We start from the raw sequence: 24039 nt of genomic DNA on the forward strand, positions 1-24039 counted from the left end.
CCGCACGGCGTCAGTCGTCGTTCGGGGCGAGGCAGACCGTCTCGCCGTTGACCACGGGGAAGAACGACGCGGCGCCGCAGGCCGCCGGGGTCGGGGAGTAGTCGGACGGATCGGACGGAGAGGACTGCGTGTACTTCCACGCGACGGTGGTGGTCGCCGCCGCCGCGAAGCAGGGGACCTCGACCCACTCCCCGCCGTCGTCGTCGGAGACGTAGGCCATGCAGTCGCCGATCGCCACATTGTCGGTCCCCCCGTTGAGCACACTGCTCATCACGAGGGACACGGGCGCGACGGCGACGTAGGCGACCCCGAGGGCGACGGCGGCCATGCCCAGCCAGAACCCCGTCGAATCGTCGCCCTTCGCCTCGTCCTTCTTCCCGTCGGGAGGCTTCGACCCGCCGGTGCCGGGCTTCTGGCCCGGTCCGGCGGGCTTCTTCGGAGGCGGCGCGGGCCGCGCCTTGTCCGACGCGCTTGCGGACGGCTTCCCGGAGGAGGGCTTCGGCGCCGGCTTCTTCACGGGCTTCTTCGCGGCCGCGGCCCCCTTCCCCTCGCGGAGCCCGTCCTTCGCGCCGCTCTTCCCGCCGTCCCCGCCGTCCTTCTTCGTCTTCTTCGGAGGATCCTCCGGCACAGGGGCGGCCACACGCGTCGTCCGGGCCCGGATGACCTCGGTGACGTCGTCCGGCAGCCACCCCTCCGCCTCCGTCCGCCCTTCCTGCCCGGCCAGTCCGTTCAGCCGGGAGACCAGCTTCTCCAGGTCGGGCCGGTCGTCCGCCTTCTTGGACAGGCAGCGCCGCACCAGCGGGGCGAGCCGGCTCGGCACGCCTTCCAGGTCCGGCTCCTCGTGGACGACCCGGTAGACGACCGCCTCGGTCGCTCCGGTGCCGAAGGGCGGGTCCCCGGACGAGGCCAGCGCCAGCAGGCACCCCAGGGCGAACACGTCCGACCGGGGGCCGACCTCTTTCCCGCGCGCCTGTTCGGGGGAGAGGAATCCGGGGGTGCCGATGACGGTGCGGGTCATCGACGTGCTGGTCGCGTCCAGCGCGCGGGCGATCCCGAAGTCGATGACGCGCGGCCCGTCGTCGGCCAGGATCACGTTGGCGGGCTTGAGGTCGCGGTGCACCAGGCCGCAGCGGTGGATCGCGGCGAGCCCTTCGGCCAGTCCGGCGCCGAGCACCGCCACCGAGGCCACCGGCAGCGCCGTGCGCGTCTGGAGCACCTCGTGCAGCGAGGGGCCGGGGATGTAGGCGGTGGCGAGCCAGGGCCGTTCCGCGGCGGTGTCGGAGTCGACGAGCTGCGCCGTGTAGAACCCGCCGACCTTCCGCGCCGCCTCGACCTCGGCGGTGAAGCGTTTGCGGAACCGCGGGTCGGCGGCCAGCTCGGCGCGCACCACCTTGACCGCCACCGGGCGCCCGCCCGGGGAGCGGCCGAGGAACACCTCGCCCATCCCGCCGCCGCCGAGCCGGGAGAGCAGGCGGTAGGGGCCCACACGATGGGGGGAGACCGTGGGGGGACCGGTCACCGCGCCTCCGTCCGTCCGAAGTGGAAGGTCGAGCCATCATGCCACCGTTCGGGCGCGGGCGGCCAGACCCCGGCGCCGCTTTCCCCCCGCCCCCGCCCGGCGGCGGTGCCGCCGGGCCGTGTGCGCCCTCCGCACCTTTCCGCTCCGAAAAGGGGAGACAATGGTGACCGAAATGCGCGTGTAGCGGCCACGCGCGATTCCGTCAATTCAGACGATCCGCTCTTTCGGATCAGAGGTGGGATGGTTAATCTGTGCGGGAATCGACGCCTGAAGGAGCACCATGACCTCCGTGCACGGGTTTCCGGACCTCCTCTCCCCGGAATTCGCCGAAGACCCCTACCCGGCCTACCGCGCCATGCTGGACGAGGCCCCCCTCTACTGGCACGAAGCCACCCAGAGCCACATCGTCTCCCGCTACGAGGACGTCTCCCGGGCCTTCAAGGACCCCGTCTTCACCACCGAGAACTACGGCTGGCAGCTCGAGCCGGTGCACGGGCGCACCATTCTGCAGATGAGCGGGCGCGAGCACGCCGTCCGGCGCGCGCTGGTGGCCCCCGCCTTCCGCGGCAAGGAACTGGAGGAGCGGTTCCGGCCGGTCATCGAGCGCAACTCCGCCGAGCTGGTCGACCGGTTCCGCCACAAAGGCGAGGCGGACCTGGTGAAGGACTTCGCCCGCCGCTTCCCCATCAATGTGATCGTCGACATGCTCGGCCTGGACCGCGCCGACCACGACCGCTTCCAGGGCTGGTACTCCTCGATCATCGCGTTCCTGAGCAACCTGGCCCAGGATCCGGACATCGCCGCAGACGGGATCCGGACGCGCGACGAGCTGGCGGCGTACATGATCCCGATCATCCGCGAGCGCCGCGACGCCCCCGGCGACGACCTGCTCTCCCAGCTGTGCACCGCCGAGGTGGACGGCACCGTGATGAGCGACGAGGACATCAAGGCCTTCGTCAGCCTCCTGCTGGCCGCCGGCGGGGAGACCACCGACAAGGCCATCGCCGCCGTCTTCCGCAACCTGATGGCCCACCCCGAGCAGATGGAGGCGGTGCGCGCCGACCGGTCGCTGGTCACCCGCGCCTTCGCCGAGACCCTGCGCCACACCCCGCCGGTGCACATGATCATGCGCCAGCCCGCCGAGGACGTGGAGCTGAGCACCGGCACCGTGCCCGCGGGCTCCACCCTCACCTGCCTGATCGGCGCGGCCAACCGGGACCCGCGGCGCTTCGCCGACCCCGACCGCTTCGACATCTTCCGCGATGACCTGCCCACCGAGACGGCGTTCTCGGCCGCCGCCCACCACCTGTCCTTCGCGCTGGGCCGCCACTTCTGCGTGGGCGCCCTGCTGGCCAAGTCGGAGGTGGAGGTCGGCGTGAACGACCTCCTGGACGCGATGCCCGACGTCCGGGTCGCCGACGGCCACGAGCCGAAGGAGGAGGGCCTGTTCACCCGCGGGCCGCTCACCCTGCCGGTGGTCTTCACCCCGGCGGGCTGAGCGCGCGGGGACCGGCGCGCCCGGCGGCGGCCGGACGCGCCGGTCCCGCGCTAGCGCCCCGAGACGTAGGCGGGGGTGAACCGCACCGGCAGGCTCTCCAGGCCCCGCATCCACACCGACGGCCGCCACGCCAGCGACTCCGCCGGGACCGCCAGCTCGGTGTCGGGCAGCCGGTCCAGCAGCACCTCCACGGTGCTGCGGGCGATCACCTCGGCCACCTCCGGCGCCGGGTACGGGCACCCGTGCTCGCCGTGCCCGAACGACATGTGCGCCCGGTTGCCCTGCAGGTCCACGTCGGGCCCCAGACTCCCGTTGGGGTCGGCGTTGGCCGCCGCCAGCCCCAGCACCAGCAGGTCCCCGGCGCGGATCCGGCGCCCGCCCAGCCGGGTGTCGCGGGCGGCGAACCGCCCGATGAAGTTCTGGGTGGGCGTGTCGTGCCAGAGCACCTCGTTCAGCGCCTGCCCCACGCTGGCCCGGCCGCCCGTCAGCGTCATCTCGAAACGCGGGTCGGTCAGCATCAGCCGCAGCGTGTTGCCGATCCAGTTGGCCGTGGGCTGCTGCGCGGCCGCGGTCACCACCAGCAGGTCGAGCACGATCTCGTCGTCGGACAGCCCCGCCGGGTGCTCCAGCAGCACCGAGGGCACGTCCATCCCGGGCTCGGCCCGCTTGCGCTCCACCAGCCGGGCCATGGCCTCCTGCACCCGCGCGTACGCGGGCATCGCCTCGGGTCCCACGTCCAGCGACAGCGCCACGTCCCGCACCAGGTCGGGCGTCTCGGACTCGGGCATGCCGAACATCCCGGCCACCGCCGCGATCGGGATGCGCTGGGCGAACTGGGAGATCAGCTCGGCCTGGCCGCTCCCGGCGAACTCGTCCACCAGGCGGTCGGCGATCTGCTCGCACGAGCGCTGCAGGTCGAACTGGTCCACGTCGGACAGCGCGTCGCCGATGGCCCCAGCACGGCGGCGGTGCTCGCCGCCCTCGGTGAACATCACCGACGGGTTGTGCACCACGTACGGCATCAGCGGCCAGTCGTCGGGCACCTCCTCCCACTGGTTCCACCGGCGGGTGTCCCGGGCGAACAGCTCGGAGTCCTCGGTGACCTGGTGCACCTCCCGGTACCCCAGGACCAGCCAGGCGGGCAGGTCGCCGTCGAGCAGGATCGGCACGACCGGGCCGTGGTCCCGCCGCATCTGGGCGTACATGGCGGTGGCGTCCCGCTGGAAGCGCTCCCCGTAGAAGGGCACGCGCTCATCGGCGGCGGGCGGGTCGGTCGGTGAGAAGGGTGCGGTCACGATGCGGTCTCCCGGGCGGACGGGGCGGAGGACAGCGCGTACAGGTGGTCGACCAGCGAGAGCAGCACCTGCTTGGACGACTCGCGGTCACGGGCGTCGCACTCCACGACCGGCACCGAATCGGGCAGGTCGAGGGCCTCGCGCAGCTCCTCCAGGGTGTGCGCGACCGGCTCGAACCGGTTGCGGGCGACGATGAACGGGATGCCGTGGTGCTCCAGCCGGTCCACGGCGTACCAGGAGTCCTCGACCCGGTGCGCGTCGACCAGCACCACCACGCCCAGCGTGCCGGAGAAGAGCTGGTCCCACAGGAACCAGAAGCGCTTCTGGCCCGGCGCGCCGAACAGGTAGAGCACCAGCTCCTCGTCCAGGCTGATCCGGCCGAAGTCGAAGGCGATGGTGGTGGTCGTCTTGCCGCCGGCGCCCGCGGTGTCGTCCACGCCGACGCCCGCCTGCGTCATCACCTCCTCGGTGCTGAGCGGGCGGATCTCGCTGACGGCGCGGACCATGGTGGTCTTGCCGACACCGAAGCCGCCCACGACGACGATCTTCACCCCGTCGGAGGCGGTGGACCGCAGCGGCGGGCGTGCGGCGGCCCCGGGGTCAGAGGTTGCTGAGTCCAACGAGCACCTTCCTCAGGAAGTCCGGGTCGTGAAGCCGCGCCCCGGCCGTGGCCGAGGAGGGGTGGCGGGCCGAGACCATGCCCCGGTCCAGCAGGTCGGCCAGGAGGATCTTGACCACGCTGACCGGCAGCGCCAGGTCGGCGGAGAGCTCCACCACCGACGTCGGGCGGCGGGCGATGCGCAGGATGCGGGCGTGCTCGGACTGCATGCCGGGGGCCGCGTCGGATTCGCTCACCACGAGGGTGACCAGGTCCAGGCCGGTGTCCTCGGCGCGGCTGCGCCCGCCGGTGACGGTGTACAGCCGGTCCGGGTCCTCCCCGTCGAGCGCGTGCGGGCTCATACCGCCGGGCCGCCGGAGGCGGCGTGCCGGGGCGGAGCGGTGAGGAAGGCGCCGATCTGCTCGACGATCTCCTCCAGGTTGTGCCCGATCAGCCCGCTGTCGGCGTCCTCGGCGGCGATCAGCGCCACGTGCGCGCCGGGCCCGGCCTCGACGATGAACAGGATGCCGCCGTGGAACTCGGTCATCGAGCTGCGCACCCCGCCGGTCCCGTCCCCGAACTCGGCGGAGGCGCCCCCGGCCAGCGCCTGGACCCCGGCGGCGATGGCGGCGAGCTGGTCGGCCTTGTCGGCGGTGAGCCCCGGGGTGTGGCAGAGCTTGAGGCCGTCGCGGGAGAGCACCAGCGCGTGCCGGGCGCCGGGGGTCTCCCCGACGAGCCTCTCCAGCGTCCATTCGAGGGAGGAATCGGTGGCGTCCATGCGCTCACTCCTATCTGTCGTCCGGTCGGGCGGGGGCGGCGGTGCGGGGGCGGGGTTCCTCGTGCCGTCCCGGATCCTCCCGCGCCGTGCCGGGAGGCGGCCGTCGGGGGGGGGCGGGGCGGTTCCCGGTCGGCCGTGGGGCGGACGGCGTCCGAGGAGGGGCGCCTAGGGGGTGTTGTGTGGATCACGACCTACTGCGCGACGCCCGGGCACGCCCCTCGCTGCGTCCTCATCGGTCGACAGCGCACCCAGGCTGACTCCCCTGCTTTTCGGGAAACACAGCGTTCTCGCGATGAACGCACCTGGACGCCGCTCGCTACGGCCATGATCCACACAACACCCCCTAACCGCCCCTTTCGGCGTCCTCGTCCTTTCGGGGGGTGGAGGGGCGCAGCGGAAGGGGGCCGGTGTCGCCGCTCCGGTGGTTGCGGGGGCGGCTCTGCTGGAAGGCGCCGAAGCGGCTGCCCAGCCCGGCGCGCGGCTCCCGGCCGCCGTCGGAGGCGGGGAGCGCTGGGGTGGGGGCCGCCGGGGCGCTGCGGGAGCCCGCAGAGATGTCGGGGTCCGAGCGCAGGCTGTCGCCCCGGGGCCGCTTCGGCAGCGGACGCTTGGGGGCGGCGCCCGGCGCGGGGCCCGTACCGGTGTCCCCGGCGGGTGCGGCGGGGTGCGGCTCGGCGGGCTCCGGGGCCGGGGCCGGGGCGATCGGCTCCGGAGCAGCCGGTTCCGGAGCGGTCGGCTCCGGCGCGGTCCCGACGGGCGCGTCGGCAGGAGGGGCGGCGGGCGCGTCGGTGGGGGCATCGGCGGGGGCGGCTCGCAGGGGGCGGACGTCCGGCGCGGCCTGCCCCGGGGCGGGGGAGCCGTTGCGCACCGGGGCCGGAAGCGGGTCCTCCCGGGCGGAGGTGAGCAGGTGGTTGGGCAGGCGCAGCACCACGCCCACGCCGCCGCGCGAGGACGGGCGGAAGAAGACGTTCATCCGGTGCTTGCGGGCGAGCTGGCCCACCACGGCCAGGCCCAGGCGTGAGCCCGACAGGCGGGTCAGGTCGAGCGGCTCGGTGCGGGAGACCGCCAGCTCGGCGCGGGTGAGCGCCTGCGGCCGCATGCCCAGGCCGGCGTCCTCGACGGTGAACACCGCGCCGTTGTTCAGGTCCTCGACGTAGACGTGCACCTCCTCGGTGGGGGCCGAGAAGCGGGTGCCGTTGTCCATGAGCTCGGCCAGGGCGTGCATGACGTCCTCGGCGGCGTACCCGGCGACGGCCGAGCGGCTGCTGGAGTGCAGCCGCACGCGGCGGTAGGCGCTGATCCGGCCCATGGCGCCGCGCAGGATGCTCTCCATGCGGATCGGCTTGGTCCACCGGCGGCCGGTGCGGGCGCCGGTCAGGACGGCGATGCTGTCGGCGACCCGGCCCACCTGGGAGGTGTTGTGGTCGACGCGCATCAGGTCGCCGAGCATGTCGGGGTCGCAGCGGTCCTGCATGTCGCGCAGCTCGGCGAGGGTGCGGGTGCTCATCGCCTGCACCCGGCCGGCGGCGTTGGCGCAGGCGGCCAGGGCGGCCGCGCGGCGGCGCTCGCCCACCGCGATCTCGCGGACCAGCAGTTCGAGGAGGCGGCGGTGGTCCTCGTCGCCGGGGGCCGGGGTCTCGGACAGCACGGGGGGGGCGGTGGCGCCGTCGCGGAGGCGGGCCACGGCGCCCGGAAGCACCCGGGAGGCCAGGTCGTCCAGGTCCCGGCGGCCGGATTCGACGCGCTCCAGGGCGGCGTCCCGCTCCTCGCGGGCGGCGCGCAGCTCCCGCTGGGCCCGGTCGCGTTCGGCGGCGCCGCGCTCGGCGGCGTCGGCGAACCGCACCGCCAGGTGGCAGGCGGTGGCCGCGAAGGCCGTGGTGGCCAGGGCGGCCACCAGGAACAGGAAGCGCCCCTCGGGGACGGCGAAGCCGACGGCGCCCCAGAGGACGGCGCCGCCGATGGCTGCGGCCGCCGCGGCGGCGGGGGCGCGCCAGCGGCCAGGGCCGGGGCCGCCCGGGGCGGGGTCGGGCGTCCGATCCGACATCGATCACCTTCCACATGTCGCCGCGCGCGCGGCAGGGCGAGGCGTGCCGGACCGGTGGGGGCGGGTCCGGGCGGCGGGGCCCTGCGCTGCGTATTCTTCGCGGCCGCAGACCATCGATCCGATAGGTGTGCGGCACACGGGCATGCTGATTCGGCATTTACCGGGCTTGTTCGCCGGTGACGCGGTGAGCATCCTATTACCCGATCCCCGCGGTTGGGGACAGGGCGAGCAGATCCCGCGGTGTGAGTGATGACCGTCCCGAACGGGAGGAAAAGGGAATCGAGGAGATTCCCGTCCGAGGGCGCTCGGCGCGCTGCGAAGAGGGCGGCGACGAGGACAGGTGGGCGGCCCTCGCGGCAGCGTTGTCGGCTTCCAGGTGTGCGCGCGGTCACCGGAGGGCGCGACGGCGTGGGCGGAGCGGTTCCCCGGGGGCGGCTACCCGTCCGGCGGGCCTCCCGGCGATGATCTCGACGAGAGTGCTGTCATTCCGGCGGTCTTGACAGCACCCTCGTCGAGATCATCGCGGAGAGGGTCGACCGGGTGGCATATACCGGGCATACCGGGCGCGCGAACGCCGGGTCGGGCATCCAGGGTGCAGAAAAGTGCACACGGGGCGCACGAGAGTGGTCGAAGATGCACACTCGTTGCCCCGGGGCCCTCCGAGGCGTCCGGTAGCGGGAATCGGGCCAGGTGTGCCTGGGGTGTCCGCTTTCCGGTCCCATTCGAGGCTCCGCAGGCGCCCCCGGGCGGCGGAGGTGGCGCTTCCACCGCATGATCCCCTCCGGGGCGGTCCTTCCGCAGCGCTGGATGGCCGATCCGGTGTTCGGTGCCCGGTATGCCCGCTATGCGCTGCGCGTGGACGGGTGGCGTCCGTGAGCGGGGTACCTGCTGTGCCGCCTACCCGGACCGTGTGGGCCTGCCGCCCGGCAAGCAGGGCCGGGGAACCGCCCCTCTTTCTCCGTCGCAGCCGAACACAGTGACCGCGCACACGCCTGTCGCCCGACAACGCCGCAGCGCGGATCTCCCCCTTTTTTTCGTCGTTGCCTTCCCCAGGAACGGTGTGCGGGTGCGGCCGCCGATTCCGCAGGTCGGCCGGTATTAGCGGGGAAAATGGTGGGTGAAATGCCAGAGGCGGGAGCGCATTCGCGCAACGCTCTTCGCGATCGGCCCGACGGCGCCGGTAGGGAAACCCCTACCCCCATCGCATCCCTGGTCGTAGTGCCCGTCCGGTGCTCCGCTCGGTTGAGTGGGCCCATGCGCACACTCCTTCGCCGAACCGGCGCCGCGGCGGCGGTGACGGTCGCCGCCGCCGTGCTCGCCTCCGGTTGCAGCCTTCCGGACGCCACCGAGGCCGAGCCCGAGACCACGACCTTCCCCTTCGACGGGGACGTCCTCGACGTCCAGGCGGACGGCACGCCCACCGACCTCGTCGCGGCCGACCGCGGCGACGTCGAGGTCACCCGCTGGATCGACACCCGGGGCGACCCCGACGTCACCTCCGCCTGGTCGCTGGAGGACGGCACCCTGCGCCTGGACAACTCCTGCAGCGGCGTCTGCGTCTACGACGACCGCTTCCGCGTGGAGGTCCCCGAAGGGGTGCGGGTGCTCCGCGACGGCGAGCCGACCGACCTGAAAGGGGAGTGACCCCGTGCTCGACCTCATCGACATCACCAAGGTCTACCGGGGCGGCCACCGCGCGGTCGACGGGATCAGCCTCGGCCTGCGCCCCGGCGTGCTCGGGCTGCTCGGCCCCAACGGCGCCGGGAAGAGCACCCTGATGCGGATCGCCGCCACCGCCGCCCGGCCCACCTCGGGCCGGGTGCTGCTGGACGGCGCCGACGCCTCCGCCCGCCCGCGCGCCCTCCGCCGCACCCTCGGGTACCTGCCGCAGGACTTCGGCTTCTACCCGAACCTGACCGCCCGCGAATTCCTCTCCTACCTCGCCGCCGCCAAAGGGGTCGGTGCGCGCGCCGCGCGCGTGCGCATCGGCGAGCTGCTGGACCTGGTCGGGCTCGGGGCCGCCGCGGACCGGCGGCTGGGCGGCTACTCGGGCGGCATGCTGCGCCGGGTCGGGATCGCCCAGGCGCTGGTCAACGATCCGCGCGTGATCATCCTCGACGAGCCCACCGCCGGTCTCGACCCCGAGGAGCGGGCGCGCCTGCACGCCCTGCTCAGCGACCTGGCGGCGGAGCGGGCGGTGGTGCTGTCCACGCACATCGTTCCGGACGTGGAGGACATCGCCGCCGAGGTGGCGGTGGTCGCGGCCGGCCGCCTGGTCCTCCGGGGGCGCCCCGCCGACCTGGTCGCCGGTGCGGCCGGGCAGGTGTGGGAGGCCCTGGTCGACCCGGTGGCGCTGCCCTCGGTCGGCGCGCGCTTCCCCGTGGTCCGGTCGGTCCGCGACGGCGAGCTGGTGCGGGTGCGCCTGGTCGCGCCCGAGCGGCCGCTGTCCGACGCGGTCCCGCTCCAGGCCGGGCTGGAGGACGTCTACCGCGCCGCCGTCTCCGGCTCCGCATCCGCCTCTGGGCCCGCGCCCGCCGCCGCCCACCGAGCGCCCTCCCCGGGGGCGCCGCGATGATCCTCCGACTTGCAGCGGGCGACCTGCGCGAACGCGTGCGCCGCCCGTCGTACGCGATGACCCTCCTGGCGTCGGCGGGCCTGGCCTACCTGGCGGTCCCGGCGGCCGACGGTCACTGGACCGTCGTGGACGCCGGGGGCTTCCGGGGGGTCTACGACATGGCCTATGTCGGCGCGGTGGTCGCCCTCGCGGGCGCGCTGTGGCTGGCCCTGGGCGGGTTCTACGTCGTGCGCGGCTCCGTCGAGCGGGACCGCCGGACAGGGGTGGGCCGTGTTCTGGCCACGGCCCCGCTGCGTGGGCCCGCCTACCTGGCGGGCAAGTACCTGAGCAACGTCGCCGTCCTCGTCTCGATGGCGGCGGTGCTGGTCGGGGTGGCGGTGGTGATGTGGTGGGCGCGGGGCGAGGACGCCGCTGCGGACCCCGCCGGGCTGCTCCTGCCGTTCCTGCTCATCACGCTTCCGGTGATGGCGGCGGTCGCGGCGGCGGCGCTGGTCTTCGACACCGTCCCGGGGCTGCGCGGGGGTTTCGGCAACCTGGTGTGGATCCCCGTGTGGGGCGCCTTCGTGTTCCTCGGCAACAGCGGCGGATCCTCCTTCTCCGGGATCGGCACGCGGGCCTTCGCCTCGGCCTTCGGGGAGGGGGCGGAGCGCACCGACGTGGAGGTCGGCGAGTTCAGCCTGGGCTTCACTTACGTGGACGACCCGCTGACGCCGCTCCCGTGGGCCGGGCTGGACCTGGGCGGCGGCTTCCTCGCCGACCGGGCCGCACTGGTCGCCGGGGCGGTCGCCGCGGTGGCGCTGTGCGGGGTGTGGTTCCGCATGGCCCGGACCGACGCCACGGGCGCGGGTGCGGCCGGGGCCGTCGGCGGGCGGCTTCTGGGCGGCCGCCTCCGGGCCGCGGACCCGGCGGCGCTGCTGCCCGCGCCCCGCACGCTGGTGGGGGCCGAGTTCCGCATCCTGGTGTCCGGGGTGTCGGCGTGGTGGTGGCTGGGTGCCGGGGGGCTGCTGCTGGTCGGGCTGGTGCTCCCGCCCGAGGCCGGGCGAACGGCGCTGCTTCCGGTGGCGTGGATCTGGCCGGCCCTGGTGTGGTCGCGGATCGGCACGTCGGCGATCGCGTCCGGGGTGGAGGGGCTGGTGGAGTCCTACCCCCGCCCGGTGGCGAGGCTGCTGGCGGGCTGGGCGGCGGGGGCCGCGCTGTCCGCGCTCGTCGGCGCGGGCCCACTGCTCAGGGCCGCGGCCGCGGGGGACACCGCCGCCGTCGCCGCGTGGTGCGCGGGCGCGGCGTTCGTCCCGGCGCTGGCCCTGCTGCTGGGGACCCTCGGCCGTACGCCGATGCTCTTCCAGGTGCTGTACCCGATCCTGTGGTACATGGCCGTCAACGCCATCGACGCGGCGGACTACATGGGCATGCACACCCCGGACCCGGCATCGAGCGCGGTGACCGCGGGCGCGGCGGCGGTGCTGCTGTCGGGGGCGGTCGCGGTCGACCGCGTGCGCCGCGCACGTGCGTGAGGTCCGCCCTCGCCGGGTCGCCGCCGACGCCCTAAGGTTGCCCCCGACCGGGCCGAGGCGGCTCCGGGCAGGCGGTCGGAGAAGGGGAGTGGCGTCGGTGCCGGGCGGGAGAGCGGGTCTGCGGAGCGGTGCGGCGGTGCTCATCGCGGCGGTGGTCGCCGCTTCCGCGGGCGGCCCTGCAGGGGCGGCGACCGCCGACACGGGCGGCGGGGGGAGCGCCACCCCCGGTTCCGGATCCGGTTCCGGGTCCGGCGGCTCGGGCTCCGGCGCCTCGGGCCCCCCGACGGCGCTGCCCGAGGCGCCGATGGTCACCGAGGGCGGGGAGTGCCTGCCCCCTTCGGAGACGGTGATCGACCGCGAGGTGTGGACCGAGGGCGCGCTCGGCCTGCCGGAGGCGCGCGGGTTCACCGAAGGCGGCGGGGCGGCCGTCGCCGTCCTCGGCAGCGGGGTCGACGACACCGCCGCCGCCCTCGACGGCGCCGTGGAGGGGGCCGGGGAGGACTGCGTCGGCTTCGGCACCTTCCTCGCCGGGATCGTCGCCGCACGCGCGCAGGACGGCAGCGGCATGGTCGGGGTCGCCCCGGCCGCGCGGGTGCTCGCCGTCGGGGTGACCGACGACCGGGGTGTGGCCGGTGCGCGGGACGTGGCCGAGGGGATCGAGAGCGCGGTCGGTGACGGCGCGGACGTGGTGCTGGTCGGCGCGCCGGTCCCGGCGGCCGGGGGCGACACGGGCATGGAGGCGGCGCTGCGCGCCGCCGCCGACGCGGACGCCCTGGTGGTCGCCCCGGCCACGGTGCCGACGGACGATGGGCCGGTCGCCGCGCTGCCCCAGCCGGGTCCGGGGGTGCTGGCCGTCGCCGCGACCGGCCCAGACGGCGCGCCCGCCGAGAGCGGGCCGACCGTGGACGCCGACGGGGACCCCGTGCGCCCCGACCTGGCCGCCCCGGGCCGGGCGGCGATGGGCGTCGGCCCCGGCGGCGACGGCCACTTCACCTCGGGCGGGGACGCGGTCGCCGCGGCCTTCGTCGCGGGCGCGGCCGCGCTGCTGCGCTCGCACGAGCCCGCCCTGAGCGCCGCCGAGGCCGCGGAGCGGCTGACGTCGACCGCCTACCCCGCGCCGGGGGCGGCCTCCGAGGCGCTGCTCGGCGCGGGGACGCTCGACCCCGTCGCCGCGCTCACCGCGGTCCCGGCCCCCCGGGAGGCGGGGGAGGCACCGGAGGCGGCGGCGTTCTCGCCCGACCCTCCGACCGCTCCGACCGTCGGCCGGACCCTCGCCGTGGCGGGCGGGTCGGCGCTGCTGATCCTGGTCGCGGCCCTCGGAGCCGCCGCAGTCCGGCACGGCCGCGCCCGCCGCACCTGACCGGGGCCGAGGGAAGGAGATCCCCGATGATCTCGGGAAAAACGACGCTGAAACCGCGCTGGCAGCGTCGTTCCCCCCTCCGAGATCGGCAACGGAGGGGCCCGACGGTCGCACCAGTGGGTGCACCGCCCCCTGTCGCGCCCCTTCCTGCGGCTACCTCTGGGCGGCCTCCTCGGTCTCCGGGGCCAGGGCCAGCTGCACCTGGACGGGGTCGCGCCGGTCCAGGCGCAGGGCGCGCCCCGGTGGGAGGGTGCGCGGGCGCAGCGAGCCGAACAGGACCCCCTCCGACGGCGGGCACGACAGCACGATGCTGGGCGTGTTCGCGTCGATCAGCATCCGCAGCGCCGGTTCGCCCATGGCCCGGCTGAACCCGCCCGCCCCGCGGGCCAGGATCAGGTGCAGCCCGATGTCGGCGCCGAGCGGCAGCATGTCCAGCAGCGGGGCCAGCGGCCCCGGCCCACCGGTCCCCAGCAGGTCGTAGTCGTCGATCACCACGAACAGCTCCGGCCCGGTCCACCACGAGCGGGCGCGCAGCTCCTCCGGAGTGACCTCGGGGCCGGGCAGCCGCGGCTTCAGCGCCTGGGCGGCGGCGTTCATCATCTCCTGGGCGCTCGCCCCCGTCACCGCGTACCCCAGGCGCTGCTCCTCGGGGATCGCGTCGAACAGCCCGCGCCGGGGGTCGACCACCACCACGCGGGCCTCCTCGGCAGTGTAGCGCTCCCGGATCGCCCGCGTGACGAGCCGCAGCAGGTTGGTCTTCCCGCTCTCGGTGTCGCCCACCGCCAGCATGTGCGGGGAGGTGGAGAAGTCGTGCCAGAACGGCTCCAGGCGCCGCTCCTCCAGGCCGAGGGGCACCCGCGGCCCCTCCTCGACCGGGGGCATCTCGGCGGAGGGCAGGTGCAGCGGCAGGGTGCGCACCGGCGGGGCGGGCGGCCCGTTCCACGCGTCGGCGACCGCCCGGACCAGCCCCTCCAGGCCGGAGGCGACGGGGGCCTCCGCCGTCCCGGGCGCGTCGGCGGGTGGGCCCACGTCCCCGCCGTCCCCGTCCGCCAGACGGGGGACCGCGGTGAGGAAGTGCTTGAGCTCGTCGGTCAGGCCCCGCCCCGGGACCCGCGGCACCGTCTCCGCCTTGCGCATGTTGATCGCCGAGTCCACCGCGTCGCCCAGCCGCAGCTCGAACCGGGTGCCCAGCAGGTCGCGCAGGCTGGACTGCACGTCGGCCCAGCGCGGCGACGCCACCACCAGGTGAACCCCGTAGCTCAGCCCGCGCTGGGCGATCTGCACGATGTCCGGGACCAGGTCCATCATCTCCTGGCGGACCGTCGCCCACCCGTCGACCACCAGGAACACGTCGCCGTACCGCTCGTCGGGGAACTCGCCGCGGGCGCGGCGGCGCCGGAAGTCGGCCATCGAGTCCACCCCGTGCTCGGCGAAGTCCCGCTCCCGCCGCGCCAGGAGCGCCGTCATCTCCGCCACCGTGCGGTTGACCCGCTCGGTGTCCAGCCGCCCGCACACCCCGCCCACGTGCGGCAGCCCCGACGCGGCGCGCAGCGTGCCGCCGCCGAAGTCGAGGATGTAGAACTGCGCCTGGGCGGGGGTGTTGGCGAGCGCCAGGGCGGAGATCAGGGTGAGCAGCAGGGTGCTCTTGCCCGACTGGGGGCCGCCCACCACCGCGGTGTGCCCGCCCGCCCCGCGCAGGTCCGCCGTCAGCGGGGTGCGCAGCTGCTCGAAGGGCCGGTCCACCTCGCCCAGCGGGACGCTCAGCACCGGCTCCCGCGACCACGACGGGCCGTGCCCGCCGAGCCCGCCGTCGGCCAGCAGGCGCCCCAGGGCCGGGGGCGCGTCCAGCGGCGGCAGCCACACCCGCCGGGCGGGCGGCCCGGCGCCGCGCACCGCCTCCAGGGCGGTCTCCAGCAGGCTCTCCGCGGGCTCCTCCTCCGGCTCCTCGGGCTCCGGGGCGGCCGCCGGGGCCGCCTCGGCCACGTAGGTCGCCAGCAGCGGGGCCACCTCCCCGCCCGCCGCCGCGGTCCGCACCGGCCGCCGCCGCGCCCGGTAGGGCCCGGACACGTAGGCCGCCTTGAACCGGGCCAGCTCGTCGGCGTCGGTCTTGAGGTAGCCGCTGCCCGGGGCCGGGGGCAGCTGGTGGGCGTCGGGGACCCCCAGCACCCCGCGGCTCTCCATCGCCGAGAACGTGCGCAGCGCGATCCGGTAGGACAGGTGGCTCTCCAGCTGGTGCATCCGCCCCTCGTCCAGCCGCTGCGAGGCGAGCAGCAGGTGCACGCCCAGGCTGCGCCCCAGCCGCCCGATCATCACGAACAGGTCCATGAAGTCGCGGTGCGCGGCCAGCAGCTCGCTGAACTCGTCCACCACCACCAGCAGGGTCGGCATCGGCTCCATGCCCGGGTCGGAGCGGCGCGCCTTCTCGTACTCGTGCACCGAGCTGAAGTTCCCGGCCGCGCGCAGCCGCTCCTGGCGGCGGATCAGCTCGCCGTGCAGCGCGTCCTGCATCCGCTCCACCAGCGAGGTCTCGTCGGCGAGGTTGGTGATCAGCGCCGAGGTGTGGTTCAGCCGGTCCAGGCCGATGAAGGTCGCCCCGCCCTTGAAGTCGACCAGCACGAAGTTGAGGGTCTCCGAGGAGTGGGTGAGCGCCAGCGCCAGCACCAGGGTGCGCAGCAGCTCGCTCTTGCCCGAACCGGTGGCGCCGATGAGCATCCCGTGCGGCCCCATGCCGCCCAGCGCCGACTCCTTGAGGTCCAGCTCCAGCGGCGCCCCGGACTCGGTCATCCCGACCGGCACCCGCAGCCGGTGCTCGGGCCGGTCGCCGCGCTCCCACTGCCGGTGCGGGTCCCAGGTGTGCAGGTTGGCGATGCCCAGCAGCGCGGTCAGGTCGAAGTCGGTGGTCAGCGGCTCCACCACGTCCGCGGACACGCTCATCCGGTAGGGCGCCAGCAGCCGCGCCAGGGCGCGGGCGCGCGGCTCCCCGAGCCGGTCCGGGCGGCCCAGCGGCGCGAACACCTCCCGGCCGGACCGGTCCAGGTCGGCCACCTCCACCTCGTCGGACCCCACCCGCAGGGACAGCGTGTGCGGGGCGCCGTCCCAGGCCCGGTCCGCCCCGACCTCGACCACCACGGCGTTGCGGTAGCCGCCGCCGGCCGCCCGCGCGCCCTGCGGCACCCGGCCGCCGTCCACCAGCACCACGGTGAACGGCTCCTCCCGCCCGGGCGCGGCCTGCGGGTCGAACCGGGGGCGGTCGGACAGGTCCGGGCCGACCAGCCGCTCCAGCTCCACCGCGTCCGGCGCGAACAGCCGGACCGGCCCGGCGCCGTCCCGCTCGGTGGGGTGCAGGCAGTGCGGCAGCCACTTGAGCCACTCCCAGCGGGCCGTCCGGTCGTCGCCCACGCACGCGGCGATGCGCAGCTCGTCCGGGGCGTGGAACACGGCGAGCTGGCCCACCAGGGCGCGGGCCATGGCGCGCGCGGCCTCGGCGTCGCCGCGCAGCGCGATGTGCGCGTACCCCCGCAGGTGGATGGAGACCGGCAGGTCGGCGACGGTGGAGTAGGCGGCGATGAACCGGCGCAGCGCGTGCGCCGACAGCGGCTCCAGGTCCTCCACCGGCTTGGTGGACAGCGGTGCGATGACGGCGTTGAGCGGCTGCCGCCCCACGGCGAAGCGCACCTCGCCGAAGTCGTCGTGGGCGGCGCGCCGCTCCCACAGCCGGGTGGTGCGCACCAGCGACCACAGCGCCCCGGGGTCGGGGCCGTTCCAATGGCGCGCGTCGCGCTGGGCGGCGACCAGCTCGCGCACCCGTCCCCGCATCCGGCCCAGGTAGCGCAGGTAGTCGCGGCGCTCCCCGGCCAGTGCGCGGCGCCGCTCCAACCGGGTGCGCAGGTACTGCCCGCCGAGCATGGCGACCGCGCCGACCAGCATCATGCCGCCGGCGACGTAGGGCATGGCGCCGCCCAGGCCCCCGCCGCCGCTGCCGGGGCGCAGGAACATCATGACCATGGCCAGCGAACTGAGCGCCATCGGCAGGTACATGAAGACCGCGCCCATGCCGCCCTGCGGCTCGGGCAGCGCGGGCGGCTCCTGGCGGGCGAGCTCCCCGGAGGGGAGCTCGGGGCCGGGCCGGCGGGCCGGCCGGCGGACGATGATCGTGCTCACGGCTGCACGGACCCCCGATTCTGTTCGATCGGACGAATCAACGGGCAATTCATCGGCCGAACGGCCGATCCCCGGCCGCCCGGATTGGTCTACGATGCCCCACCGCGAGGTCATCGCATATTGACCGAAACGTCATCTGTTCCATTCTGCGAGTGGTGCTAACGTAGCGGAGCATTTGCCGCCCCGCCGCCGGGACGGTGCTCGTATGAGCACCCACAGGCCCTGCGGGGCGGGCCATGCCGTTTGCCCAGGAACGGAAACACCCGGGGGTAGTATGACCGAGTCCGCCGCCGCGGAATTGTGTCGTCTCACCGTTCGCGCACCTGCGGTGTCCTTTGAAATCGCGGTGCCGTGTGACATACCCCTCGCCGAACTCGTGCCCACATTCCTGCTCTATGCCGAACGCGACGGCGAGGACCTGGACGAGAACGGGCTGGACCACTCCGGGTGGGTCCTGCAGCGGCTCGGGTCGCCGCCGCTGGACGAGGACGGGACCTGCGAGTCCCTCGAACTCTTCGACGGCGATGTGCTCTACCTGCGCGAGCGCCGTGACCAGATGCCGCCGGTGCACTTCGACGACCTGGTCGACGGGGTGGCCACCGGCATGGCCGAGCGCCCGGACCGGTGGGGCGCGGCCCAGGCCCGCCGCTGGCTGACCGGCGCCGGCGCCGCCGCCCTGTTCGCCGCCCTGGTCCCGGTCGCCCTGCTGGGCTTCTCCGGTCCCGGCGCCGCCGTCGCCGCCGGCACCGCGGTCCTGATGCTGCTGGCGACCGCGGCCGCCGGGCGGGCCCTGGGGTCGCCCGCGACCGCGGCCGCCACCGGCACCGCCGCGGTCCTGTTCATGGCCTTCGCCGGGGCCTGCGCGCCCGACGGCGACCCCGGCGCCGCGCTGGCCGGGGCGCGCCTGCTGGCCGGGGCCGCCGCCGGGACCGGCGCCGCGGTCCTGGCGGTCGCCGCGGCGGCCGGGTGCGTGCCCTTCTTCACCGGCGTCGGCGCGTTCTCGGTGTTCGGCGCCGCCGCCGGGGCGCTGCTGCTGTTCTGGGGCGGCGTACCCCTCCCCGGGGTGGCCGGGCTCCTGGCCGGGGCGGCGGTGCTGCTGGGCACCTTCGCGCCCGCACTGGCCTTCCGCATGTCCGGGATGCGCCTGCCGCCGCTGCCCTCCGGCGCCGACGAGCTGCAGGAGCACATCGCCCCGCACCCCGCCCGCGACGTGCTGGACCGCACCCGCCGCGCCGACTCCTTCCAGACCGCTCTGCTGGCGGCGGTCGGGGCGGTGTGCGCGGCGGCGCTGGCCGTGCTGGCCCTGCACCCCGGGTGGCTGCCCACCGGCCTGGGCGCCGCCCTGTGCCTGGTGCTGGTGCTGCAGGCCCGCGGGCTCGGCGGCGCCTGGCAGCGGGCCTGCCTGCTGGTGCCCGGCCACCTCGGCGCGCTCGCCCTGGCGCTGGGCGCCGCCGCGCTCGGCGGCACCGCCGCCCGCCTGGCGGTGTTCGGGATGCTGCTGGCGGGCGCGCTGGCGCTGGCCGTGGCCGCGTGGGCGGTCCCCGGAAACCGGATGCTGCCGCACTGGGGGCGCGCCGGGGAGCTGCTGCACAGCGCCGCCGCGATCGTCCTGGTGATCCTCGTCCCGGCGAACCTGGGGCTGTTCGGGCTGCTGCGCGGGATCGGCGGATGAGCGCGGACGGCGGGAGGCGGCGATGAACACGCGGCGCGACCAGGTCCAGGCGCACGGCTTCCTGGTGGGCCGGCTGTCCACCGCGATGCTGGAGGCCGACCCGGACGCGACGGAGGCCCCGATGAACCGCACCCGCACGGGGGCGGCCATCGGCCTGGTGCTGGCCCTGCTGATCGGGGCCGGGTTCCTCGTCTTCGGGCTCATCTTCCCCGGCAACGCCACGTCGTGGCGCACCGAGGGCACGGTGGTCGCGGTCGAGGACGGCGGCGGACGGTACGTCTACTCCGACGGCGCCCTGTGGCCGGTGGCCAACCAGGCCTCGGCGCTGCTGCTGGGCGAGCCGGTGCAGGTGTCGGCCGCCTCCCTGGACGGCACCCCGGTCGCCTCGGCGATCGGCATCGGGGGCGCCCCCGACGCGGTGCCGCCCGCGCCCGCCGAGGACGGCGCCCCGTCGGCGTGGCGGGTGTGCGCGGTCCCGGTGGCCACCGGCGAGGACGAGGACCCGCGGGCGCTGACCGCGCTCACCGTCGGCGGCGGCGAGAGCGGCGGGGAGCGCCCCGTCCCCGGGGACCGGGCCGTGCTCGCCGCGGGCCCAGACGGCGCCCGCCACCTGCTCTGGCGCGGCGAGCGCCTGCCCGTGGACGCCGAGCACGGCGCCCTGGAGGCCCTCGGGTACGGGACCACCCCCGCCCACCCGGTGTCCGCGCGCTTCCTGTCCGCCCTTCCCGAAGGGCCCGAGCTGGCCGCCGAGCAGGTGGACGGCGCGGGCGGGGAAGGGCCGCGGATCGGCGGCGGGAAGCGCCGGATCGGCCAGGTGTTCACCGTCGGCGGCGGTGACGCCGACCAGTACTACGTGCTGGAGCGCGGCGGGCTGGTGCCCGCCGGCGAGGTGCGTGCCCGGCTGCTGCTGGCGGACCCGCGCACGGCCGCGGACGCCTACCCCGGCGGCGATCCGGAGGCGGTCCCGCTCGACGCCGCCGACGTGCGCCCCCACCTGGCGGACCGGGACCGCGACGACGGAGGCCTCCCCGGGGAGCCGCCCGCGCTCACCGAGACCGGAGGGGCGGCGCTGTGCGCGGTGGACCGGGGGAAGGGCCCCGGACTGGCCCTGCGCACCCCCTCCGCGATCACCGCCCGCGCCGCCGATCCCCCGCCCGGCGCCGCCCCCTCCTGCACCCCGCCCGACCTGATCGGGGTGCCGGCCGGGGAGGGCGGCCTGGTGCGCGCCTCCCGCGCCGGGGGCCGCGCCGACCGCGGCACCTACTACCTGGTGACCGACACCGGGGCCAAGTACCCCGTCCCGGACGCCGAATCCGCCGAGCGGCTCGGCCATCCGCCCGGAGGGGCGCGGGGCGTGCCCGCCGCCGTGCTGGACATGCTGCCCACCGGCCCCGAACTGAGCACCTCGGCGGCGGCGCGCCCCGCCGCCGACCCGGCGCCCCCGAAGGACCCGGACTGCCCGTCCGGCTGAGGGCGGACCCGCAGGACAACGCGACACGGTTGAGGAGGAACACCCGATGAGCGAACAGTTCGGCAGTACCGACCAGGCGATGCGCGCTGGCAAGGACGCGATGGAGACCGCGCACTCCACCTGCAACGGGATCTACACCCAGGTGGACGCCACCCGGGACATGCTCGGCGGCAACTGGCAGGGCGGCGCGGCCGCCCGCTACGACACCGCCCTGGTCAAGTGGCTGGAGGAGCTCCGGCTGATCACCAACGACATGAACGACATGATCGGCATCCTCGGCGGCACCGAGCGCAGCTTCCACGAGATGGAGGACGCCAACATGGTCACCGCCGACTGGGCCGCCCAGCTCAACCCGAACCAGCGCGACGCCGCCGGACGCTGAGGCCCCCTCCCCTCGGAAGGGACCCCCGCCCCCATGACCCCAGGGCCGCACGGCCCACCAGGAGAGGAGAGCCGACCGTGAGCTTCGACGGTTTCGAGATCAGGAAGTCGGGCGCGCAGACCGCCGGACTCGACCTGCGCCAGCAGACCGAGGTCATCGCCAACGCCATCGATGAGCTGGACCGGCGCGTGAAGCAGGTCAAGGACGGCTGGGTCGGCGAGGCCTCCGACCAGTACGACATCCGCATCGCCAACTGGCGCCAGAACGTCGAGGACATGCGCAACCTGCTCAACCAGGCGCAGGTGTCCCTGGACGACATCGTCGACCGGTACAACCGGGGCGACTTGCAGGAGGCCGGGAACTGGAGCCAGCGCCGCTGACGCCCCGTACGGGTGCGGGGCCCACGGCCCCGCACCCGCCCCCACCGGAACGGCCGGACCACCAGGCGGCAGGAGGCTGAGCGCATGCCGGAAGACAAGGACGACGGCGACACCGTCAAGGTCACCCTCGACTACCTGCGGGGGCTGCGCACCGACGACATCGACACGATGCGGGAGCGGTTCTCCGCGAAGAAGACCGAGTTCGACCAGTACTACGCCGGGGAGGCCGCCAAGACGCCCCGGTTCGGCAACCCGGCCCTGCTGCCGTCGGCCGGGGTCCTGGCCGACGAGGTCAAGCAGGCGCTGACCAAGGTCGAGGAGCTGTTCGACAAGTACGAGAAGGACCTGCTGGCCATCTCCAAGGGGATCGCCGACAGCGAGCTGGTCTTCGACGACCTCGAAGAGGACGCCGAGCTCACCGCGGAGCAGCTGAACCGGATCTTCGGCTCGTCCGCGCCCTCCGGCTCCGGCGGCGGCGCGTTCGGCGATTCGTCCGGCGGCTCCTCGGGCGGCGACGACGTCTCCTCCTCCACCGACCAGGACGGGGCCGGAGAGGAGGAGACCGACGAGGAGGGGACCGGAGAGGAGGGGACCGACGAGGACGAGAAGGACTGACCCCGGACACGCGCACCGCCCGGACCCGTCCGTTCCCGCCGGCGGCGCCGCCCGCCCGAGGCCCTGAACCGCCCGTACCGCAGGAGGAAGCGTGGACAACGAGAAGGAGCTCAACCCCACCGGGGGACAGGGGGCCACTCTGCCCAACGAGGGGGCGGCGTCCAGCGCGGAGCTGGACCACATCCTCAACGTCTTCGCCGACCCGGAGGGCGGGGGCTCCGTCCCGCCCATGGACAGCGCCCGGGTGATCTATGAGGCGGGGTGGATCGACCGGTACTTCTGGAACGAGGGCAACCCCTACTCCGCCGACGAGTGGTACGGCTTCTTCCTGGACGACCAGCTGTACGGCGACTACCACCAGGGGATCTCCGACACCTACTCCGGGATCTTCCTGAACCCGGAGATCCTGGACGGCGCCGACACCCTGTGGGGCACCTTCGAGAACAAGCTCAGGACCGTGGTCACCAAGGGCCTCGGGGACCCGAACCTCGGCAGCGAGTCCTATTACCACGCGGGCCTGAGCCGGATGGCGACCCGGCTGGAGGAGTACCAGACCTTCTTCCAGGAGGAGTACGACCGGCTCTGGACGCTGTACGAGAAGGTGAAGCCGGGCAACGACTCCTTCGAGGGGGCGACCGCCGCGGCTCTGGCGCGGCACCTCAAGACCAAGGCGCTGGAGCTCAAGGGCGTCGCCGACTACCTGGCCCCGGTGAAGGAGGCGGTGGAGAGCGCCGCCTCCGCGGCCGACCCCGCTTTCGCCGACCCCGTGGTGAAGGCCTACAACGACTGGGCGTCCGATTCCGGGCGCAGTCCGCGCCAGGTGGTGCGCACCTGGTGGGAGGAGAACCGGAACACGGTCACCAAGCAGGACGGGTTCGTCTACATCGGCGGCAAGCCCACCGACAGCCTTGAGACCTGGCGCGCCATCGAGCAGGAGATGAAGGACCTCTGGTGGTCCAAGATCGAGAACCTGCGGAACGCGGCGTCCGAGAACATCCCGGGGCTCTCGCAGAGCTACGCGAACGCTGCGGGCGACATCCTGCCGTACACGCCCATCACGACCGAGCAGTCCGGGAGCGGCGGGAGCGGCTCCGGTGACGGCTCCAAGGGGTCCGGGGACGGGTCCGGCGGCGGCTTCGACATCGACGAGTTCCTGGATGAGTACTTCGGCGGCGACTCGGGAGACGGGTCCGGTGACGGGTCCGGCGCCGACTCCGGTTCCGGTGAGGGCTCCGGCGGTTCCGGTGACGGGTCCGGTGCGGACTCCGGTTCGGGTGAGGGGGGCGGCGGCTCCGGTGAGGGCTCCGGCGGTTCCGGTGACGGGTCCGGTATCGACGATGACCTGTGGCGTCTCGTCGGCTCCGGTGACGGGTCCGGTGCCGATTCCGGCTGGGGTGAGGGGGGCGGCGCCGACTCCGGTTCCGGTGACGGCTCCGGCGGCTCCGGTTCCGGAGATGCCTCCGGAGGGTCTGGGCCCTTCCCGGACCGGGAGGACCGGACGGAGATCACGGGTGTGGCGTCTTCGGGCGACGGGGCCGACGGGGCGTCAGGGGACCTTGCGTCCGGCGGGACCGGGTTCATGCCGCCACCGGTCACCGGGTTGGGCGCGGGCGGCGGGGGCGGAGCGTCCGGCGGGTCGGGCGGGACCGGACGCGACCGAGGACGCGGATCCGGTGACCGGCCCGGAGGCGGCGCGGATTTCGTGACCTCGGAGAACCCGTGGGGGGACCGGAACAGGGAATCCGACCCCGCGCGCCTGGACCGGAAGTCGCTGGCCGCTTCCACGGACGGTGCCGACGCCGGCGGCGGCACGGTCGACCTGCCGCCGCCCCCGGAGCGGACGCAGGTGGAGACCGGCGGAGACGCCCCCGGCGGCCCAGAGGGCGCGCGAGCGGGAGAGGGCTCCTCCGGAGGCTCCTTCGATCTGGGGTCGTCGTCTGACGGTGGTCCGCTTCCGGGTGGGTCGGTGGATGTTCCTGATGTCGGGTCGGGTGGCTCGGGTGGTTCGTGGGATCTGGGGTCGTCGTCTGACGGTGGTCCGCTTCCGGGTGGGTCGGCCGATGTGCCTGACGCGGGCGGGTCCGAGGGTTCCGGTGGTTCGTGGGATCTGGGGTCGTCGTCTGATGGCGGTCCGCTTCCGGGTGGGTCGGTGGATGTTCCTGATGTCGGGTCGGGTGGCTCGG

General features: G+C 74.9%; 17 protein-coding genes and 1 pseudogene. 11 read left to right on the forward strand and 7 right to left on the reverse strand.

Annotated features, from left to right (window positions below):
* Nucleotides 1-10: 10 nt before the first annotated feature.
* The gene (locus tag O4U47_RS12080; protein ID WP_270677909.1) at nucleotides 11-1519 is read right to left on the reverse strand and encodes a serine/threonine-protein kinase; all 1509 of its coding nucleotides are present in this window, start codon (nucleotides 1517-1519) and stop codon (nucleotides 11-13) included.
* A gap of 280 nt (nucleotides 1520-1799) precedes the next feature.
* On the opposite strand from O4U47_RS12080, the gene O4U47_RS12085 reads away from it, so the two are divergent.
* Complete coding sequence (locus O4U47_RS12085) at nucleotides 1800-3017, forward strand: cytochrome P450 (protein WP_270677910.1); 1218 nt, start codon at nucleotides 1800-1802, stop codon at nucleotides 3015-3017.
* Between the two features lie 50 nt (nucleotides 3018-3067).
* On the opposite strand, the gene O4U47_RS12090 is transcribed toward O4U47_RS12085, so the two are convergent.
* The 5 genes from O4U47_RS12090 to O4U47_RS12110 form a co-directional block, all read right to left on the reverse strand.
* Complete coding sequence (locus O4U47_RS12090) at nucleotides 3068-4312, reverse strand: cytochrome P450 (RefSeq protein ID WP_270677911.1); 1245 nt, start codon at nucleotides 4310-4312, stop codon at nucleotides 3068-3070.
* Nucleotides 4309-4932 (reverse strand): GTP-binding protein, encoded by a 624-nt coding sequence (locus tag O4U47_RS12095; RefSeq protein WP_270677912.1) that lies wholly within the window; start codon nucleotides 4930-4932, stop codon nucleotides 4309-4311. Before O4U47_RS12095 ends, O4U47_RS12090 begins: the two co-directional genes overlap by 4 nt.
* A complete protein-coding gene (locus tag O4U47_RS12100; RefSeq protein WP_270677913.1) occupies nucleotides 4913-5272 on the reverse strand; it encodes a DUF742 domain-containing protein in 360 nt (119 codons plus the stop codon). Before O4U47_RS12100 ends, O4U47_RS12095 begins: the two co-directional genes overlap by 20 nt.
* On the reverse strand, nucleotides 5269-5688 hold the full coding sequence (locus tag O4U47_RS12105) for a roadblock/LC7 domain-containing protein (protein ID WP_270677914.1): 420 nt from the start codon (nucleotides 5686-5688) through the stop codon (nucleotides 5269-5271). The genes O4U47_RS12100 and O4U47_RS12105 overlap by 4 nt, the downstream gene beginning before the upstream one ends.
* 343 nt (nucleotides 5689-6031) lie before the next feature.
* Nucleotides 6032-7729: an ATP-binding protein gene (locus O4U47_RS12110; protein WP_270677915.1), complete on the reverse strand. Its 1698-nt coding sequence runs from the start codon at nucleotides 7727-7729 to the stop codon at nucleotides 6032-6034.
* A 1254-nt stretch (nucleotides 7730-8983) separates the two neighbouring features.
* On the opposite strand from O4U47_RS12110, the gene O4U47_RS12115 reads away from it, so the two are divergent.
* The 4 genes from O4U47_RS12115 (at nucleotide 8984) to O4U47_RS12130 (ending at nucleotide 13175) form a co-directional block, all read left to right on the forward strand.
* Entirely contained in the window at nucleotides 8984-9373 is a 390-nt protein-coding gene (locus O4U47_RS12115) for a hypothetical protein (RefSeq protein ID WP_270677916.1), read from the forward strand.
* A gap of 4 nt (nucleotides 9374-9377) precedes the next feature.
* Nucleotides 9378-10304: an ATP-binding cassette domain-containing protein gene (locus O4U47_RS12120; protein WP_270677917.1), complete on the forward strand. Its 927-nt coding sequence runs from the start codon at nucleotides 9378-9380 to the stop codon at nucleotides 10302-10304.
* On the forward strand, nucleotides 10301-11815 hold the full coding sequence (locus O4U47_RS12125; protein WP_270677918.1) for a hypothetical protein: 1515 nt from the start codon (nucleotides 10301-10303) through the stop codon (nucleotides 11813-11815). The genes O4U47_RS12120 and O4U47_RS12125 overlap by 4 nt, the downstream gene beginning before the upstream one ends.
* 97 nt (nucleotides 11816-11912) lie before the next feature.
* Entirely contained in the window at nucleotides 11913-13175 is a 1263-nt protein-coding gene (locus tag O4U47_RS12130; protein WP_270677919.1) for a S8 family serine peptidase, read from the forward strand.
* 153 nt (nucleotides 13176-13328) lie between these two features.
* Here O4U47_RS12130 and eccCa read toward each other — a convergent pair whose 3' ends face one another.
* The gene (eccCa, locus tag O4U47_RS12135) at nucleotides 13329-17336 is read right to left on the reverse strand and encodes a type VII secretion protein EccCa (protein ID WP_270677920.1); all 4008 of its coding nucleotides are present in this window, start codon (nucleotides 17334-17336) and stop codon (nucleotides 13329-13331) included.
* Between the two features lie 274 nt (nucleotides 17337-17610).
* Here eccCa and eccD point away from each other — a divergent pair, with 274 nt between their 5' ends.
* The 6 genes and pseudogenes from eccD to O4U47_RS12165 all read left to right on the forward strand — a co-directional run.
* Nucleotides 17611-19008, forward strand: coding sequence for a type VII secretion integral membrane protein EccD (gene eccD, locus O4U47_RS12140; protein WP_270677921.1), 1398 nt, complete (start codon nucleotides 17611-17613; stop codon nucleotides 19006-19008).
* A 22-nt stretch (nucleotides 19009-19030) separates the two neighbouring features.
* Nucleotides 19031-20479, forward strand: a complete 1449-nt coding sequence (gene eccB / locus O4U47_RS12145; protein ID WP_270677922.1) for a type VII secretion protein EccB — start codon at nucleotides 19031-19033, stop codon at nucleotides 20477-20479.
* A 46-nt stretch (nucleotides 20480-20525) separates the two neighbouring features.
* Nucleotides 20526-20861 (forward strand): WXG100 family type VII secretion target, encoded by a 336-nt coding sequence (locus O4U47_RS12150; protein ID WP_270677923.1) that lies wholly within the window; start codon nucleotides 20526-20528, stop codon nucleotides 20859-20861.
* Nucleotides 20862-20938: 77 nt separating this feature from the next.
* Nucleotides 20939-21241 (forward strand): WXG100 family type VII secretion target, encoded by a 303-nt coding sequence (locus tag O4U47_RS12155; RefSeq protein ID WP_270677924.1) that lies wholly within the window; start codon nucleotides 20939-20941, stop codon nucleotides 21239-21241.
* Between the two features lie 84 nt (nucleotides 21242-21325).
* Nucleotides 21326-21856 carry a hypothetical protein gene (locus O4U47_RS12160; RefSeq protein WP_270677925.1) on the forward strand — a complete coding sequence of 177 codons (531 nt, stop codon included), beginning with the start codon at nucleotides 21326-21328 and terminating at the stop codon, nucleotides 21854-21856.
* Between the two features lie 91 nt (nucleotides 21857-21947).
* Nucleotides 21948-24039, forward strand: a pseudogene (locus O4U47_RS12165) (hypothetical protein); the annotation flags it as partial.

The organism is Nocardiopsis suaedae (assembly GCF_027706745.1).
Taxonomy (GTDB): Bacteria; Actinomycetota; Actinomycetes; order Streptosporangiales; family Streptosporangiaceae; genus Nocardiopsis_A; species Nocardiopsis_A suaedae.